Below are 14,896 nucleotides of genomic sequence, written 5' to 3' on the forward strand. Positions count from 1 at the left end.
GCAAAGGACGGATACGTGAGCGAAACAGCCTTGCCTAAAGATGAGACTCAGCCCGCGCTCGATGCGCCGGTGGAGACACCGGTTACCGCGCCACGCCGTGGTAATGGCCTGGCAATCGTCGCCTTGCTGCTCGGTGCCGCAGGCGTTGCCGTTGGCGGCTGGGGGGTGTGGCAGGTGCGTGCACTGCAAGCCAGCAGCCAGCAACAGCTGGGCCAGGTGCAGACCCTTGATGACCAGTCCCAGAGCCTCAAGCAAAGCCAGCAGCAACTGGCCTCGCGCCTGGCACAATTACCGGCTGCGGATGAGCTGGAAGAGCGTCGACGTCTGGTTGCCCAATTGCAGGGTGATCAGCAGCGTCTGAACCAGCGCTTGGAAACCGTGCTGGGCGCCAGCCGCAAGGATTGGCGCCTGGCTGAAGCCGAGCACCTGATCCGTCTGGCGAGCCTGCGCCTGTCCGCTCTGCAGGACATCAACAGTGCCCAGTCGCTGGTCCAGGGTGCCGACGAAATCCTGCGCGAACAGAGCGATCCGGGTGCCTACGCCGCCCGTGAACAATTGGCCAAGAGCCTGGCGGCACTGCGCAGCACCGAGCAACCGGACCGCACCGGGTTGTACCTGCAATTGGCAGCACTGCGTGACCAAGTGGTGCAACTGTCGGCCATCGCGCCGGAGTACTCACTCACCGAGCCCGCCTCCCAAGGGCGTCCTACCGACGATACGCAAAATCGCCTGAGCCAGTGGTGGGAACAGATTTCCCGTTACTTCCGCATCAACTTCAACCCTGACGACACGATTCGCCCATTGCTGGCAGGTCAAGGCCTGAACCAGGTGCGGCTGGCCCTGAGCCTGGCCCTGGAGCAGGCGCAATGGGCAGCACTCAATGGCGAATCGGCGGTGTACAGCCGCTCGCTGGGTGAGGCGCGCAGCGTGTTGCAGGATAACTTCAATCAGGACAATCCGCAGAGCAAGGCCATGCTGGCGCGTATCGCCGAGCTTGAGCCCAAGGCTGTCTCGGTGGTGACACCGGACCTGGCGGCGAGTCTGGCTGCCGTGCAGGCCTACCTCGAGCGTCGTCATTTGTCTGCCGATGAGGCCAAGGCGTCGGCGAGCAAGCCGGCGACCCAGGAGTAGAGCCGATGAAGCGTTTCTATGTGATCCTGGTGCTGGCGATTGCCATTGCCCTCGCTCTGGCCGTGGGCATTTCGAAACACACCGGCTACGTGCTGATTACCTATCCGCACCTGCTGCATTACGAGTCGAGCCTGTGGGCCACGTTGGTCGCGATCTTTGTGATCGGTCTGGTGATCTACCTGCTGCGGCTATTGCTGAGTCTGGTGATGACCTCCAGCGGTGTGGTCAACCCGTGGTCGCGGCGTAATCGCAGCCGTCGCGTGCAGATTGCAATCGAACAAGGTCAGATGGACCTCGCCGAAGGCCGTTGGGCCAGCGCCGAGCGCCACCTGCACCGCGCAGCCGAGGCAGAGCGCCAGCCATTGCTGTACTACCTCGGCGCCGCCCGTGCCGCCAACGAGCAAGGGCGTTATGAAGAGTGCGACAGCCTGCTGGAGCGCGCGCTGGAGCGTCAGCCCCAAGCCGAACTGGCGGTCGCCCTGAGCCATGCACAGTTGCAGATGGATCGCGGCGATACCGAAGGCGCGCTGACCACCCTGCAGGCCATGCATGAGCGTCATCCTCACAACGCGCAGGTGCTGCGTCAGTTGCAGCGTCTGCATCAGCAGCGCGGCGATTGGTCATCGGTGATCCGGTTGCTGCCCGAGTTACGCAAGGACAAGGTGCTGCCTGCTGCCGAGTTGGCCGAGCTGGAGCGCCGCGCCTGGGGTGAAAACCTGGGGCTGGCCGTTCAGCGCGAAGAGCAGGGCGAAGCGGGGTTGCAGTCGCTTGAGCGGGCTTGGCAACAGCTGACTTCCGCCCAGCGTCAGGAGCCGCAACTGGTATTGGCCTACGCTGAGCAACTGCGCCAGCTGGGTGCTGATGCGCAAGCCGAGGAAGCCTTGCGTGGTGCCATCAAGCGCGGCTATGACAGTCATCTGATCCGACTCTACGGTTTGCTGCGCGGCAGCGATCCGGCACGGCAATTGAAGTTTGCAGAAGGCTGGCTCAAGGACCATCCCGCTGATGCCAGCCTGTTGCTGACATTGGGTCGCCTGTGCCTGCAGAACAGTCTGTGGGGCAAGGCGCGTGACTATCTGGAAAGCAGTCTGCAGGTGCAGCGCAATCCTGAAGCCTGCGCTGAATTGGCACGCCTGTTGGCTCAACTGGGTGATACCGAGCGCAGCAATCAATTGTTCCAGGAAGGGCTGGGCTTGCTGGACAGCCGCCTTCTGGCGTCACCCTTGCCAGTCCCTGCAACGTTTTAAGTAGGAAAGATGATGTGGGTTGGTTCAGGCGATTCTGAGGGCCAACCCATCGATTGCCGCGTAAAACCTGGGTTCAGGTCGCTGTGTAGTAAATTCCTACTGACAGCTTCTTGAAGTCATCCAGGGTCTGACGGCATATCCCTGCGTTCTCGCGGAATTGTCTGCCCCGGCGCGTATTGAAAGGCGGCAGGACTTTCCTCTACCGTAACGACCTATCTCTTGCGGTACGGATAACAATGTCTTTGGCCCCTTCACGCTCCTTGTTTCTTCTGGCCTTCGTGGCCGGTGCGCTGACGTTGGGTGCGTCTTTTTATCTTGAGTACGGCGCGTTGCTGCGGCCTTGTTTCCTGTGCCAGGTGCAACGCATTCTGCTGGCGACCTTCATGCTGATCAATCTGGTCGCCGCGCTCCATAATCCAAAGCGTTCTGCCAGCTACCTCTACGGCCTGGCGAGCATGAGCTGCGCAGTACTCGGTGCCGTTACCGCCGCGCGCCAGGTGCTGCTGCAGAATGCCGCACCGGAGCAGACCGGCGACTGCTGGCCGAACCTGCAATACATGATTGAAAACCTGTCGCCATGGCAGGCGTTGCAACTGACGTTCAGGGGCACCGTCGATTGCGTCGAGATCAACTGGACACTGTTTGACCTGAGCCTTCCAGAGTGGAGCCTGTTGTTTTTCGTAGCGATGCTGATCCTGGGCATCCTGCAGTTTTCACCGCTGTTGTTCAGTCGCCGAGCAGTTGTCGCGAGGTAGCGACGGGGCAGGGCGATTCGTAGGACGGGATTAAACGCTTGTATGAACTTTCTGTCCTGCGTACCTTGAAGCCATAGTCATGCGGGCATAATCTGGCCCGCACGCGTTATCGAAACCGATTGTCAGTTGCAGCTTTGTATGGCCGGCGCTTCACCGTTGAGTGTTGCGCGGCACAAGGCGAACGCATCCCCTAGGGAAGAGAGATCATCATGTTGGAAAGTTGCCGGAATGCCCAGGAGCGCTGGGGTGGGGTGCACAAGCTGATAGACAGCTGGTTGAAGGCGCGTCACGAATTGATTCGCTCCTTTGATGCGCTTGGCGCCAAGCCCGACGCGCTGGCCGAGAACGGCGAATTGCTGCAGGACTTCTGCGGTGTGCTGATGGACTACGTGTCAGCCGGCCATTTCGGCGTCTACGATCAATTGACCAAGGAAGCAGAAGCTTTCGGTGATGAAAGAGGGTTGGAGCTGGCAGACACGCTGTATCCTCGCCTCGACGCGATCACTGAGAAGCTTGTTGCCTTCAACGACCTGTGTGATGCGGGCAAATGTGTTGCTGAAAAATTCAAAGAGCTGGGCGCACTGTTGCATGAGCGTTTCGAACTGGAAGATTGCCTGATCGAAGTGCTGCACAACGCTCACAAGGACGAGGCTGTTACCCAGGCCTGAACCTTGGTGGTAACAAAAACGGTGCGCATGTCGCACCGTTTTTTTTGGCTCAATGACGCGTGCCCAACAATTGGATCTCAAACACCAGCGGCGTGTAGGGCGCGATCAACTCACCCGCACCGTCAGCGCCATAGGCCTGCGCCGAGGGAATCACCAGGCGCCATTTTGCGCCCACCGGCATCTGCTGCAACGCACTGCGCCAGCCGCTGATCACGCTGTCCAGTCGAAACCACTGCGGCTGCGTGCTCTGATCGAACACCGTGCCATCGGGCAAACGACCCACGTATTTGACCTGTACCTGGTCGCTGGCTGCCGGTTTGTTGCCGGTGCCCGGCGTCAGCTCCGTGAGCAGGATTCCGTCCGCCAATTCGCGCACACCGGGCGCGGCTTTTTCCCTGGCGAGAAAGTGTTGCTCTGCGGCCAGCGCCTTTTCACTTTGAGGCGCCTGCGCATCGGCTTCAGTTTGTGCCTCGTGCTGGGCAAGCAGTTTTTCGATACGCGCGCTGTCCAGCGCCAACGGCTTGCCTTGATAGGCTTGTTTGAGGCCGTCGATCAATGCCTGTATCTGCAGGTCGGGGACCTCCTGGCGTAGCCGTTCACCAAGACTGGCGCCCAGGCTGTACGCGAGGTCATGCTGGTCTTGGCTTGCAGCGCCGGGCGGCGATTGCTCGCTCGCGTCAGCCCCGCCAACCATCAAGCCAAGCACAAGAAAAAGGTAACGCGACATGGGTATGCTCCCGCCGAAAGTGCGACGGATTATGCCAGCGTGGAAGGGTAAAAAGTGTCGTGGATTCCGGTCAGGTCGATAAGAATTTTCGCAGGGCGCAACGCAAGTCAATCGATACTGTCAACATGCGCTAGCGGCGGTAAGAGCAGAGGGCTAGTATGAGCCGCACCCACGTCAGTCAGGAGGTAAACCATGTCGGCCAAACAGAAGCCTGTTAATACCCCGTTGCATTTGCTCCAACAACTGTCGGGCAGCCTGCTCGAACATCTGGAAAGCGCTTGTGCCCAGGCCTTGGCCGATGCAGAAAAACTGCTCGCCAAACTGGAAAAACAACGCGGCAAAGCGCAAGAAAAGCTGCACAAATCCCGCACCAAACTGCAAGACGCCGCCACTGCCGGCAAGTCCAAGGCGCAAGCCAAGGCCAAAGACGCAGTCAAAGAACTCGAGGACTTGCTGGACGCTCTCAAAGATCGCCAGGCTGAGACCCGCACCTACATTTCCCAACTGAAAAAAGACGCTCAGGAAAGCCTGAAACTGGCCCAGGGCGTTGGTCGTGTGAAAGAAGCCGTAGCCAAGGCCCTGGGTGCGCGTACGCCAGCCAAAGCGGTTGCAGCAAGCACGGCTAAAAAGCCTGCGAGCAAGGCTGTTGCAGCGAAGGCACCGGCTAAAACCGCTGCCAAGCCAGTTGCCAAAACCGCTGTTGCAAAACCAGCCGCCAAGCCAGCCGCCAAAACCGCTGCTGCCAAGCCAGTTGCCAAAACTGCTGCTGCAAAACCGGCCGCCAAGCCAGCCGCTAAAACCGCTGCTGCAAAACCGGTTGCCAAGCCAGCCGCTAAAACCGCTGCTGCCAAACCAGCCGCCAAGCCAGCCGCTAAAACCGCTGCTGCAAAACCGGTTGCCAAGCCAGCCGCTAAAACTGCTGCTGCCAAACCAGCCGCCAAACCAGTTGCCAAAACCGCTGCTGCGAAACCAGCCGCCAAGCCTGCTGCTAAAACGGCTGCTGCGAAACCAGCCGCCAAGCCTGCTGCTAAAACGACTGCTGCGAAACCAGCTGCCAAGCCAGTTGCTAAAACGACTGCTGCCAAACCAGCCGCCAAGCCTGCCGCTGCAAAACCAGCACCGGCCAAGCCCGCTGCATCGGCCGCTACGTCAACAGCTTCCACCGCTCCAACCGCACCGGCCAGCAGCACCTCTGCACCGGTAGCGCCAAGCGCCACGCCAACCAGCGCGTCCTAAGTGCTGGCAACCACCACGCGCAGTGTCTGTAGCGCGTTGTGGTCAAGGTTGGCGACTTCGGTCGCCAGGCCTTCCAGCCATCCGTATTGACCCCTCGCCCCATCCTTCGGCCAGCCCTGCGCCAGTTGTTCCAGGCGCGTCAGCAGTGCTCGTTCCGCTTCCAATTCCAGCGCTTTGACCCCCGTGCGTAACGTCTCCAGTTGATCGTCCAGCTGCGCCAGGTCGCGCCATTGAACACGTAGCTGTCGCAACGGCTCTACAACCTGTTGGCGCCACGGACGAGCAAGCTGCTGCAATGCCTCCAGACGTTCGGCCACCGGCGCCACACCGCGAGCTTCCAGCCACGCGCCACACAGCAACAGGCACACATCCGCGCCGCGCTCCTGCAAGTGCAGGCACGCGGCCTCGACGCCGGGGCGAGCGTAGGTCGAGAGGGCAAAGCTCCACAGGTCAGCGCACATATTCACACCCAAGCCAGCGGCCAACGAAGCTGGTAGACTCCGCCGCCATTATGATCCGACTTCAAAGCCTAACATTACAGCGTGGCCCGCAACGTCTTCTTGAAGACGCCGAGCTAACCCTGCACGCCGGTCACAAAGCCGGTCTGATCGGTGCCAATGGCGCCGGCAAATCCACGTTGTTCGCGCTGTTGCTCGGTGAGCTGACCCCGGATTCCGGGGACTGCCTGCTGCCGGCCGACTGGCGCATCGCCCATATGCGCCAGGAGATCGACACCCTGGACCGCATTGCGATCGACTACGTGCTCGATGGCGACCTGCGTCTGCGCCAGGTGCAACACGACCTCGCCGAGGCCGAGAAAGCCCAGGACGGTGCCGCCCAGGCCCGCCTGCATTCGGAGCTCGACAGTGCCGATGGCTACACCGCCGACGCCCGCGCGCGCAAAATGCTCGCCGGCCTGGGTTTTGCCAACGAACAGATGGACCGCCCGGTCGCCGACTTCTCCGGCGGCTGGCGCATGCGCCTGAACCTGGCCCAGGCGCTGATGTGCCCCTCCGACCTGTTGCTGCTCGATGAGCCGACCAACCACCTGGACCTCGATGCGATCCTGTGGCTGGAAGACTTCCTCAAGAACTACCAGGGCACCTTGCTGCTGATTTCCCACGACCGGGATTTCCTTGACGCCGTGGTCGACAATATCGCCCACGTCGAACAGAAAAAAATCACCCTCTACCGTGGCGGCTACACTGCGTTCGAACGCGCACGCGCCGAACGCCTGGCCCAGCAGCAACAGGCGTTCGAGAAGCAACAGGCGCAGCGTGCGCACATGGAAAGCTACATCGCAAGGTTCAAGGCCCAGGCCACCAAGGCGCGCCAGGCCCAGAGCCGGATCAAGGCCCTGGAGCGCATGGAGGAACTGTCGGCGGCCCACGTCGATTCGCCGTTCGACTTCGTGTTCCGCGAGTCGGTGAAAATCTCCAGCCCGCTGCTGGACCTCTCGGATGCACGCCTGGGTTATGGCGACAAGACCATCCTGGAGAAGGTCCGGCTGCAGCTCACGCCGGGTGCCCGCATCGGTTTGCTTGGCCCCAACGGCGCGGGCAAGTCGACGCTGATCAAGAACTTGTCAGGTGAGCTCTCGCCGCTGTCTGGCCGCCTCACCCGCGGCGAAAACACCGTGGTGGGCTACTTCGCCCAGCACCAGCTCGACTCGCTCGATGCGAAGGCCAGCCCGTTGCTGCACCTGCAGCGCCTGGCGCCGACCGAACGCGAACAGGTCCTGCGCGATTTCCTCGGCGGTTTCGACTTCCGTGGCGCGCGCATCGATGAGCCAGTGCTGAACTTTTCCGGCGGCGAAAAGGCCCGCCTGGCCCTGGCCCTGATCGCCTGGGACCGGCCGAACCTGCTGCTGCTCGACGAACCGACCAACCACCTGGACCTGGAAATGCGCCTGGCGCTGACCATGGCGCTGCAGGAATTCAGCGGTGCGGTTCTGGTGGTGTCTCACGACCGCCACTTGCTCAAGAGCACCACCGATAACTTCCTGCTGGTGGCTGACGGCAAGGTCGAGGAGTTCGACGGCGACCTGGATGACTACGCACGCTGGCTGACCGATTACCGTCTGCGCAACGCGCCGGCCAGCAACACGCCGGTCAACCCGGACAAGACCGACAAGAAAGCCCAGCGCCAGGCCGCCGCCGCCTTGCGCCAGCAGTTGGCGCCGCACAAGCGCGAAGCCGACAAGCTGGAAGCCGAATTGGGCAAGGTGCACGAGCGTCTGGCCAGCATCGAAGCCAGCCTGGGTGACAGTGCCGTGTACGAGGCCGCACGCAAGGATGAGTTGCGCGACCTGTTGGCCGAGCAGGCCAGACTCAAGGTGCGTGAAGGCCAGTTGGAGGACGCCTGGATGGAAGCCCTCGAACTGCTGGAATCCCTGCAAGCGGAGCTGGAGGCGCTGTCCTGATGGACGCGCTGCAACTGCCGCTGCCGGCGCAATGGGTGGCGCCGATCTGGATCGGTGTGCAAATTCTGCTCATCCTGCTGGCCGGCTATTTTGCCCAGCGCTTCGTCGCCAAGGGCCTGACTCGCCTGGGTGAGCGCTACCCGTTCCCGCCCCAATTGCTGATGCCCCTGCGCGGGGGGCTGCGCTGGCTGATCATGGGCAGCGCGCTGATCTTCGTGCTGGGCCGGCTGGGCGTGTCCGCCACCGTGCTGTGGACGGCGTTGTCAGGGTTCGTGGCCGTGGCGGCTGTGGCGTTCTTCGCCATGTGGTCGGTGCTGTCCAACCTGCTGTGCGCGATTTTGATCTTTACCGTCGGACCGTTTCGCCTGGGTGACATCGTCGAGCTGGTGGACACCGTCGACAAGCCCGGCGTGAAAGGCCGCGTGGTGGCGATCAACCTGCTTTACACCACGCTGGTCGAAGTGGAAGAGGCGGGCACCAACGGCGCCATCGTGCAAGTGCCCAACAGCCTGTTCTTCCAGCGCTCGGTGCGGCGCTGGCCCGGCAATATCTCGCCGCTGTAAAAAACTGATAGCCAGCCTTCATTCGGCGGAGTTAGCTTAAGGCCCAACAGCAAACTCTCCCTTGAGGTGTGCAATGGCACTCGACACATGGCTGGCGTTTTTTCTCGCCAGTTGGATCATCTCCCTCTCCCCCGGCGCGGGCGCTATCGCCTCGATGTCCAGCGGCCTGCAATACGGTTTTGCGCGCGGCTACTGGAACGCCATTGGCCTGCAACTGGGCCTGGCGATGCAGATTGCCGTGGTGGCTGGGGGCCTGGGTGCCATTCTGGCGACGTCGTCCACCGCGTTCTATGCGATCAAATGGTTTGGCGTGGCGTATCTCGTCTACCTCGCCATCAAACAATGGCGCGCCTTGCCCATGGACCTCACCGATGACGCCACTCCGCGCCAGATCGGCAAGCCGATGGCGATGATGTTTCGCGGGTTCCTGGTCAATGCGAGCAATCCCAAGGCGCTGGTGTTCATGCTGGCGGTGCTGCCGCAGTTCGTGAACCCTCACGCGCCTCTGGCCATCCAGTATCTGATCATTGGCGCGACCATGATCAGCGTCGACATGATCGTAATGGCCGGTTACACCGGGCTGGCCGCGAAAGTGCTGCGCCTGTTGCGCACGCCCACCCAGCAGAAACGTGTGAACCGCACGTTCGCCGGGCTGTTCGTGGGCGCGGCGGGCTTCCTCGCCAGCCTGCATCGCGCCACGGCATAACGTGCACTAAACACAGATCAACCTGTGGGAGGGGGCAAAGCCCCTCCCACATGGGTTTGCGGCGGGTGCCAAATAAGCTTGAGTCCAATCGGTTAAAGCTGAACAATAGTGTTACTTCGTATTTCCCCCTGAGATTCATTCATGACCGCCCCCTTCCGTTTTCTCGCCTGGCTGCTGTTGCCGGGGTTGATGTCGTGCAGCCTGAATCTGCTGGCTGCCACCGCCGAAGGTGCCTCGCAAGCCTTGCATCTGCTGGACTACGTTAGCGCCGACTACCCATCGACCGTAGCGTCGGGTGAGGGGGTGGATTCAACGTCCTACCAGGCGCAGGTGGCGTCTATCAGCGCCTTGCAGGGTCTGGTCGCGCAGTTGCCGCAAAAGCCCGAACGCGCCGAATTGGTCACGGGCGTCGACCAGTTGCTGGCCGCTGTCAGCGCCCGTGCAGACGGCGCCACCGTCGCGCGCCAGGCCCGTCAATTAGGCGCCAGGCTGGCGGTGGCCTATGAAGTCAGCCAGGCACCGGCCATTACGCCGGACCCGGCGCGCGGCGCACCGCTCTACGCTCAGCATTGCTCGGTGTGCCACGGCGCGACCGGTGCCGGGGACGGCCCGGCCTCGCTGGGCATGGAGCCTGCGCCTGGCGACCTGCGCGACGCGGCGCGTTTCGATCGTCTGAGCCTCTACGCGATCTACAACACCCTCGGCCTGGGTATCGAAGGCACCGATATGCCGTCGTTCGCCGATCAGTTGGACGACCGTCAGCGTTGGGATCTGGCCACCTACCTCACGGGCTTCACCGCCGACCCGACCGCCGCCAAGAGCGGGCAGCCCTTCAACCTCGCCGACCTGGCCCGCCAGACGCCCAATGAGGTGCTGACCACCAGCGGCCCGGCCGCCGCCGCGACCTTCCGCGCCCAGCGTGCGCAGCCGCCACAGGTCGCCCGTGGCCCCGCGCAATTGCTTGAGTACACCGCCACCACGCTGGACAAGAGCATCGCCGCGTTCCGTAACGGTGACCACGAACAGGCCTACGACTTGTCCGTCGCGGCTTATCTGGAAGGCTTCGAGCTGGTGGAAAGCTCGCTGGACAACGTCGACGCCAACGTGCGCAAGGACACCGAGAAAGCCCTGATGGCCTATCGGCAGTCGTTGCAGGACGGCCTGCCGGTTGAGCAAGTGCAGCAGCGCCTGGACGTGGCCAAAGGCAAGCTCGGCGAATCCGCCGGCCTGCTTGGCAGTGACGGCTTGAGCTGGTCGTTGAGCTATATCTCCGGCCTGTTGATTCTGCTGCGCGAAGGCCTGGAAGCGATTCTGGTGCTGGCGGCGATCCTCGCGTTCCTGCGCAATACCGGTCAGCAATCGGCGGTGCGCAGTGTCAACGTGGGCTGGGGCCTGGCGCTGGTGGCCGGCCTCGCCACCTGGGCATTGGCGGCGTACGTGATCGACGTCAGCGGTGCCCAGCGCGAACTGCTGGAAGGTTGCACGGCGCTGTTCGCCAGCGTGATGGTGCTGTGGCTCGGCGTGTGGATGCACAACCGCCGTCACGCAGCGGCCTGGCAGGACTACATCAAGAGCAGCCTGGTGGGCGGCGGCGGACGGTTCGGCTTTGCGCTGCTGGCGTTCTTCTCGGTATACCGCGAGCTGTTCGAGGTGATCCTGTTCTACGAAACCCTGTGGCTGCAGGCAGGCCCGGCCGGGCATAACGCGGTGCTGGCCGGTGGTGCCACGGCGCTGGTGTTGTTGGTGGGCCTGGCCTGGGTGATCCTGCGCGGTTCGGCCAAATTGCCGCTGGCGCTGTTTTTCGGCATCAACGCCGCATTGCTGTGCGCGCTGTCGGTGGTGTTCGCCGGGCATGGCGTCAAGGCGCTGCAGGAAGCCGGTGTATTCGGCACACGGCCGGTGGCGTTCTTTGAGTTCGACTGGTTGGGGATTCACGCCGACGCGTATTCGTTGAGCGCGCAGGCGGTGGCTATCCTGGCGATTGTGGTGTTGTACCGTCGCAGCCGGTAAAAAATGGGGGAGGCTCCGCCAGGTCTTCGGCTTGGCGCTGTCGCGCAGTAAACTGGAAGCTCTGTGGCAAGTAGACTTGTTGTGGCTAGTGGGCTTGCCCTAATGCCGTTCAGTTAAGCGCAGATTCCCTGTGGCGAGCAGGCTTGTTGTGGCGAGCGGGCTTGCCCCGCGCTGGGCTGCGCAGCAGCCCCAAAACCAGGCGCTGAGCCGTATCAGGTACACCACGTTCTGCTGGATTGGGCGCGCTTCGCACCCCAACGCGGGCAAGCCCGCTCGCCACGGGAATGTGGCTGCCTGCACGTTATTTTGTGTTGGAGATGGTGTATGCGCGTATGGATCGATGCCGACGCCTGCCCTCGGGCGGCCAAGGATCAAGTGGTGAAGTTTGCCCTCAAGCGCCAGTTCGAAGTGGTTTTGGTGGCCGGGCAGAGTCAGATCAAGCCAGGCTTTGCTTGCGTGAAGCTGGTCGTGGTGCCCAGCGGGCCGGATGCGGCGGACGACTACCTGGTGGAACACGCCGCGCCGGGCGAGTTGGTGATTTGCAGCGACGTGCCGCTGGCCGATCGTCTGGTGAAAAAGGGCGTCACGGCCCTTGACCCGCGTGGCAAGGAATTCAGCCCGGCCAACATGAGCGAACGGCTGGCGGTGCGCAACCTGTTCACCGACCTGCGCGAACAGGGTCAGATGGGCGGCGGGCCAGCGCCCCATAGCGATAAGGACAAGCAGGCGTTCGCCAATTCACTGGACCGTATCCTGACCCGATTGATGCGCCAGTCCTGACCGTCAGTCGTTCTCGTGGGTCAGTTCCAGCACGCGATCCACCAGCTTGTTGATGCCCGAGGCCACTTCACTGATGTTCTTGCCGAGCATGTAGGCCGGTGTGCTTACCAGCTTGCGCGCGTTGTCCTCGACAATATCTTCCACCGCGCACTCCTGGTGCGTGGCGCCCATCTTGTCGAGGGCGGCGGCGGTGTCGGCGCACGTGCCGATGGTGCAGATCACGCCCGGGCCGTAGATTTTCGCGGCGAGGGCTGGCGAGATACAGATCAGGCCCACCGGTTTGCCGGCTTCGGCAAAGGCTTCGGCCAGTGCCAGTACCTGCGGGTTGACGCTGCAAGCGGCGCCTTCCACGGCGAAATTCGACAGGTTCTTCGCTGCGCCAAAGCCGCCCGGCACGATCAGCGCATCGAAGTCGGCGGCGTTGGCCTTACCGATATCCTTGACCTCGCCACGGGCGATGCGCGCCGACTCCACCAGCACATTGCGCGACTCGGGCATCTCTTCGCCCGTGAGGTGATTGATCACGTGCAACTGCGCAATATCCGGAGCGAAGCATTGGACCTGAGCGCCGCGCTGATCCAGGCGCAGCAGGGTGATCACGCTTTCCTGGACCTCTGCGCCGTCGTACACGCCACAGCCGGAAAGGATCACTGCAATTTTTTTGCTCATGGGCATTTCTCCTGGTTAGTGGCGTTGGGTGACGATTGACGGGTAACCGGCACCCCCCGCACGGAACGCTCTCTAGATGGATCGCAACGGCGGCGGGGTGTTCATTATTTGGACTCGGTTTGCTCGACAGGCGCTTCGATCGACGCGGTTTCGGCCGCCTCTCGGGCTTTGGCCTGGGCGCATTCTTCGCGGGCGATGCGCGCGTTCTTGAAGCGGCGTCGCAGCCACAGCACAACGCCCAGCAGGAGCAGAGCGCCGAGCACCCACAGCTCGTATTTCTTCACACTGCCCAGCATGCCTTCGAGCACCGCGCCAAAGTGGTAAGCCGCAGCACCCAGCGCGGCAGCCCAGATCGCCGCGCCAATGCCGTTGAGGATCAGATAGCGCAGCGGCGGGTAGCCAGACAGGCCGATTGCCACGGGCATCACCGTGCGCAACCCGTAGACGAAGCGGAAGCTCAGCACCCAGATATCCGGGTGCCTGCGGATGTGCTCCAGCGCCTTGTCGCCCATCAATTGCCAGCGCGGCTTGCGCGCCAGCAATTTACGGCCGTGCTTGCGGCCCATGTAATACCAAAGCTGGTCACCGGCGTAGCTGCCGCAAAAGGCCACGACCACCACCAGTTTGATGTCCATGTATTCACGGAACGCCAGGAAGCCTGCGAGTACCAGAATGGTCTCACCTTCGAAGAACGTGCCGAGGAAGAGGGCAAAGTAGCCGAAGTCATGCAGAAATTGTTGAAGCATGGTCTGGGTGCTGGCGAAATGAACGCGCAGCCTACGCCTTCACGAAGATTCATGAAAGTATCGAGATGTGTCACGAAGTGAACAATTCCTACGTGAATGACGAATGTGCCTACAGGTCGCGTCGATAAGCACAACTGTCATTCCTTCGTCATAATGGCCGCTTATAACTGCAACGCTCGCCCGCGAAACGCGGGCTCAGGAGTCTGTCGTGAGCTTTACCCCTGCCAACCGCCTGTTCCCCGCCACTCGTCTGCGTCGCAATCGTCGTGATGATTTTTCTCGCCGCCTGGTGCGCGAACATGTGCTGACGACGAATGACCTGATCCTGCCGGTATTTGTGCTCGACGGTGAAAACCGCCGGGAGGCCGTGGCGTCGATGCCGGGTGTGGAGCGCTTGAGCATTGACTTGCTGCTTGAAGAAGCGGTGCAGTGGGTTGAACTGGGGATCCCGGCGCTGGCGCTGTTTCCCGTGACGCCGCCTGAACTCAAATCCCTGGATGCCGCCGAAGCCTGGAACCCGCAGGGCATTGCGCAGCGCGCCACCCGCGCCTTGCGCGAGCGTTTCCCACAGTTGGGTATCATCACCGACGTGGCGCTTGACCCGTTCACCACCCACGGCCAGGACGGCATTCTTGACCAGGACGGTTATGTAGAGAATGACATCACCGTCGATGCGCTGGTCAAGCAGGCCTTGTCCCACGCCGCCGCAGGCGCCCAGGTAGTGGCACCGTCGGACATGATGGACGGTCGCATTCAGGCGATCCGCGAAGCCCTGGAGCTGGCCGGCCACGTCAATGTGCGGATCATGGCCTACTCGGCCAAATACGCCAGCGCCTATTACGGCCCGTTCCGCGATGCGGTGGGCTCGGCGCTGAATCTGGGCAAGGCCGACAAGGCCTCCTACCAGATGGACCCGGCCAACAGCCATGAGGCCCTGCACGAAGTGGCGGCCGACCTGGCCGAAGGCGCCGACATGGTGATGGTCAAGCCCGGCATGCCGTATCTGGACATCCTTTACCGGGTCAAACAGGAATTCAAGGTGCCGACCTTTGTCTATCAGGTCAGCGGCGAATACGCCATGCACATGGCGGCAATACAGAATGGATGGTTGAGTGAAGGGGTCATCCTGGAATCCCTGACTGCCTTTAAACGTGCCGGGGCCGATGGCATCCTGACCTATTTTGCCGCCCGCGCAGCCCAATTGCTTCGAGAGCAACAATAGCCCTCACAGGAACA

15 protein-coding genes are annotated in these 14,896 nt (G+C 62.2%); 11 read left to right on the top strand and 4 right to left on the bottom strand.

Annotation, left to right across the window (positions count from 1 at the left end):
• Positions 1–15: 15 nt before the first annotated feature.
• The 4 genes from TU75_RS01725 to TU75_RS01740 all read left to right on the top strand — a co-directional run bounded on the left by TU75_RS01725 (position 16) and on the right by TU75_RS01740 (position 3,801).
• On the top strand, positions 16–1,131 hold the full coding sequence (locus tag TU75_RS01725; protein WP_003231539.1) for a uroporphyrinogen-III C-methyltransferase: 1,116 nt from the start codon (positions 16–18) through the stop codon (positions 1,129–1,131).
• Between the two features lie 5 nt (positions 1,132–1,136).
• Positions 1,137–2,378 carry a heme biosynthesis protein HemY gene (locus tag TU75_RS01730; protein ID WP_015373273.1) on the top strand — a complete coding sequence of 414 codons (1,242 nt, stop codon included), beginning with the start codon at positions 1,137–1,139 and terminating at the stop codon, positions 2,376–2,378.
• Between the two features lie 236 nt (positions 2,379–2,614).
• Positions 2,615–3,133: a disulfide bond formation protein B gene (locus TU75_RS01735; protein ID WP_003231537.1), complete on the top strand. Its 519-nt coding sequence runs from the start codon at positions 2,615–2,617 to the stop codon at positions 3,131–3,133.
• A gap of 209 nt (positions 3,134–3,342) precedes the next feature.
• Positions 3,343–3,801: an Rsd/AlgQ family anti-sigma factor gene (locus TU75_RS01740; RefSeq protein ID WP_003231536.1), complete on the top strand. Its 459-nt coding sequence runs from the start codon at positions 3,343–3,345 to the stop codon at positions 3,799–3,801.
• Between the two features lie 49 nt (positions 3,802–3,850).
• On the opposite strand, the gene TU75_RS01745 is transcribed toward TU75_RS01740, so the two are convergent.
• On the bottom strand, positions 3,851–4,528 hold the full coding sequence (locus TU75_RS01745) for an FKBP-type peptidyl-prolyl cis-trans isomerase (protein WP_003234869.1): 678 nt from the start codon (positions 4,526–4,528) through the stop codon (positions 3,851–3,853).
• A gap of 192 nt (positions 4,529–4,720) precedes the next feature.
• Between TU75_RS01745 and TU75_RS01750 the strand changes: the two genes are divergently transcribed.
• Positions 4,721–5,764 carry an AlgP family protein gene (locus TU75_RS01750; protein WP_060548044.1) on the top strand — a complete coding sequence of 348 codons (1,044 nt, stop codon included), beginning with the start codon at positions 4,721–4,723 and terminating at the stop codon, positions 5,762–5,764.
• Here TU75_RS01750 and TU75_RS01755 read toward each other — a convergent pair.
• Positions 5,761–6,225, bottom strand: coding sequence for a TIGR02444 family protein (locus TU75_RS01755; protein WP_060548045.1), 465 nt, complete (start codon positions 6,223–6,225; stop codon positions 5,761–5,763). The two genes, TU75_RS01750 and TU75_RS01755, sit on opposite strands and share 4 nt — an antisense overlap.
• 50 nt (positions 6,226–6,275) lie before the next feature.
• Between TU75_RS01755 and TU75_RS01760 the strand changes: the two genes are divergently transcribed.
• The 5 genes from TU75_RS01760 (at position 6,276) to TU75_RS01780 (ending at position 12,245) form a co-directional block, all read left to right on the top strand.
• Positions 6,276–8,186 carry an ATP-binding cassette domain-containing protein gene (locus tag TU75_RS01760; protein WP_060548046.1) on the top strand — a complete coding sequence of 637 codons (1,911 nt, stop codon included), beginning with the start codon at positions 6,276–6,278 and terminating at the stop codon, positions 8,184–8,186.
• The gene (locus TU75_RS01765) at positions 8,186–8,749 is read left to right on the top strand and encodes a mechanosensitive ion channel family protein (protein ID WP_060548047.1); all 564 of its coding nucleotides are present in this window, start codon (positions 8,186–8,188) and stop codon (positions 8,747–8,749) included. Before TU75_RS01760 ends, TU75_RS01765 begins: the two co-directional genes overlap by 1 nt.
• Before the next feature lie 73 nt (positions 8,750–8,822).
• The gene (locus TU75_RS01770) at positions 8,823–9,455 is read left to right on the top strand and encodes a LysE family transporter (RefSeq protein WP_060548048.1); all 633 of its coding nucleotides are present in this window, start codon (positions 8,823–8,825) and stop codon (positions 9,453–9,455) included.
• Positions 9,456–9,596: 141 nt separating this feature from the next.
• Positions 9,597–11,465, top strand: a complete 1,869-nt coding sequence (locus tag TU75_RS01775; protein WP_060548049.1) for a cytochrome c/FTR1 family iron permease — start codon at positions 9,597–9,599, stop codon at positions 11,463–11,465.
• A 324-nt stretch (positions 11,466–11,789) separates the two neighbouring features.
• Positions 11,790–12,245: a YaiI/YqxD family protein gene (locus TU75_RS01780; protein ID WP_060548050.1), complete on the top strand. Its 456-nt coding sequence runs from the start codon at positions 11,790–11,792 to the stop codon at positions 12,243–12,245.
• 3 nt (positions 12,246–12,248) lie between these two features.
• Here the strand turns inward: TU75_RS01780 and elbB are convergent, their stop codons facing one another.
• Together elbB and TU75_RS01790 are read right to left on the bottom strand one after the other, a co-directional pair.
• Complete coding sequence (gene elbB / locus TU75_RS01785; RefSeq protein ID WP_003234853.1) at positions 12,249–12,914, bottom strand: isoprenoid biosynthesis glyoxalase ElbB; 666 nt, start codon at positions 12,912–12,914, stop codon at positions 12,249–12,251.
• 104 nt (positions 12,915–13,018) lie between these two features.
• The gene (locus TU75_RS01790; RefSeq protein ID WP_015373267.1) at positions 13,019–13,660 is read right to left on the bottom strand and encodes a DedA family protein; all 642 of its coding nucleotides are present in this window, start codon (positions 13,658–13,660) and stop codon (positions 13,019–13,021) included.
• Positions 13,661–13,868: 208 nt separating this feature from the next.
• Here TU75_RS01790 and hemB point away from each other — a divergent pair, with 208 nt between their 5' ends.
• Positions 13,869–14,882 carry a porphobilinogen synthase gene (gene hemB, locus TU75_RS01795; RefSeq protein ID WP_003234850.1) on the top strand — a complete coding sequence of 338 codons (1,014 nt, stop codon included), beginning with the start codon at positions 13,869–13,871 and terminating at the stop codon, positions 14,880–14,882.
• Positions 14,883–14,896: the final 14 nt, after the last annotated feature.

The organism is Pseudomonas poae, from assembly GCF_001439785.1.
Taxonomy (GTDB): domain Bacteria; phylum Pseudomonadota; class Gammaproteobacteria; order Pseudomonadales; family Pseudomonadaceae; genus Aquipseudomonas; species Aquipseudomonas poae.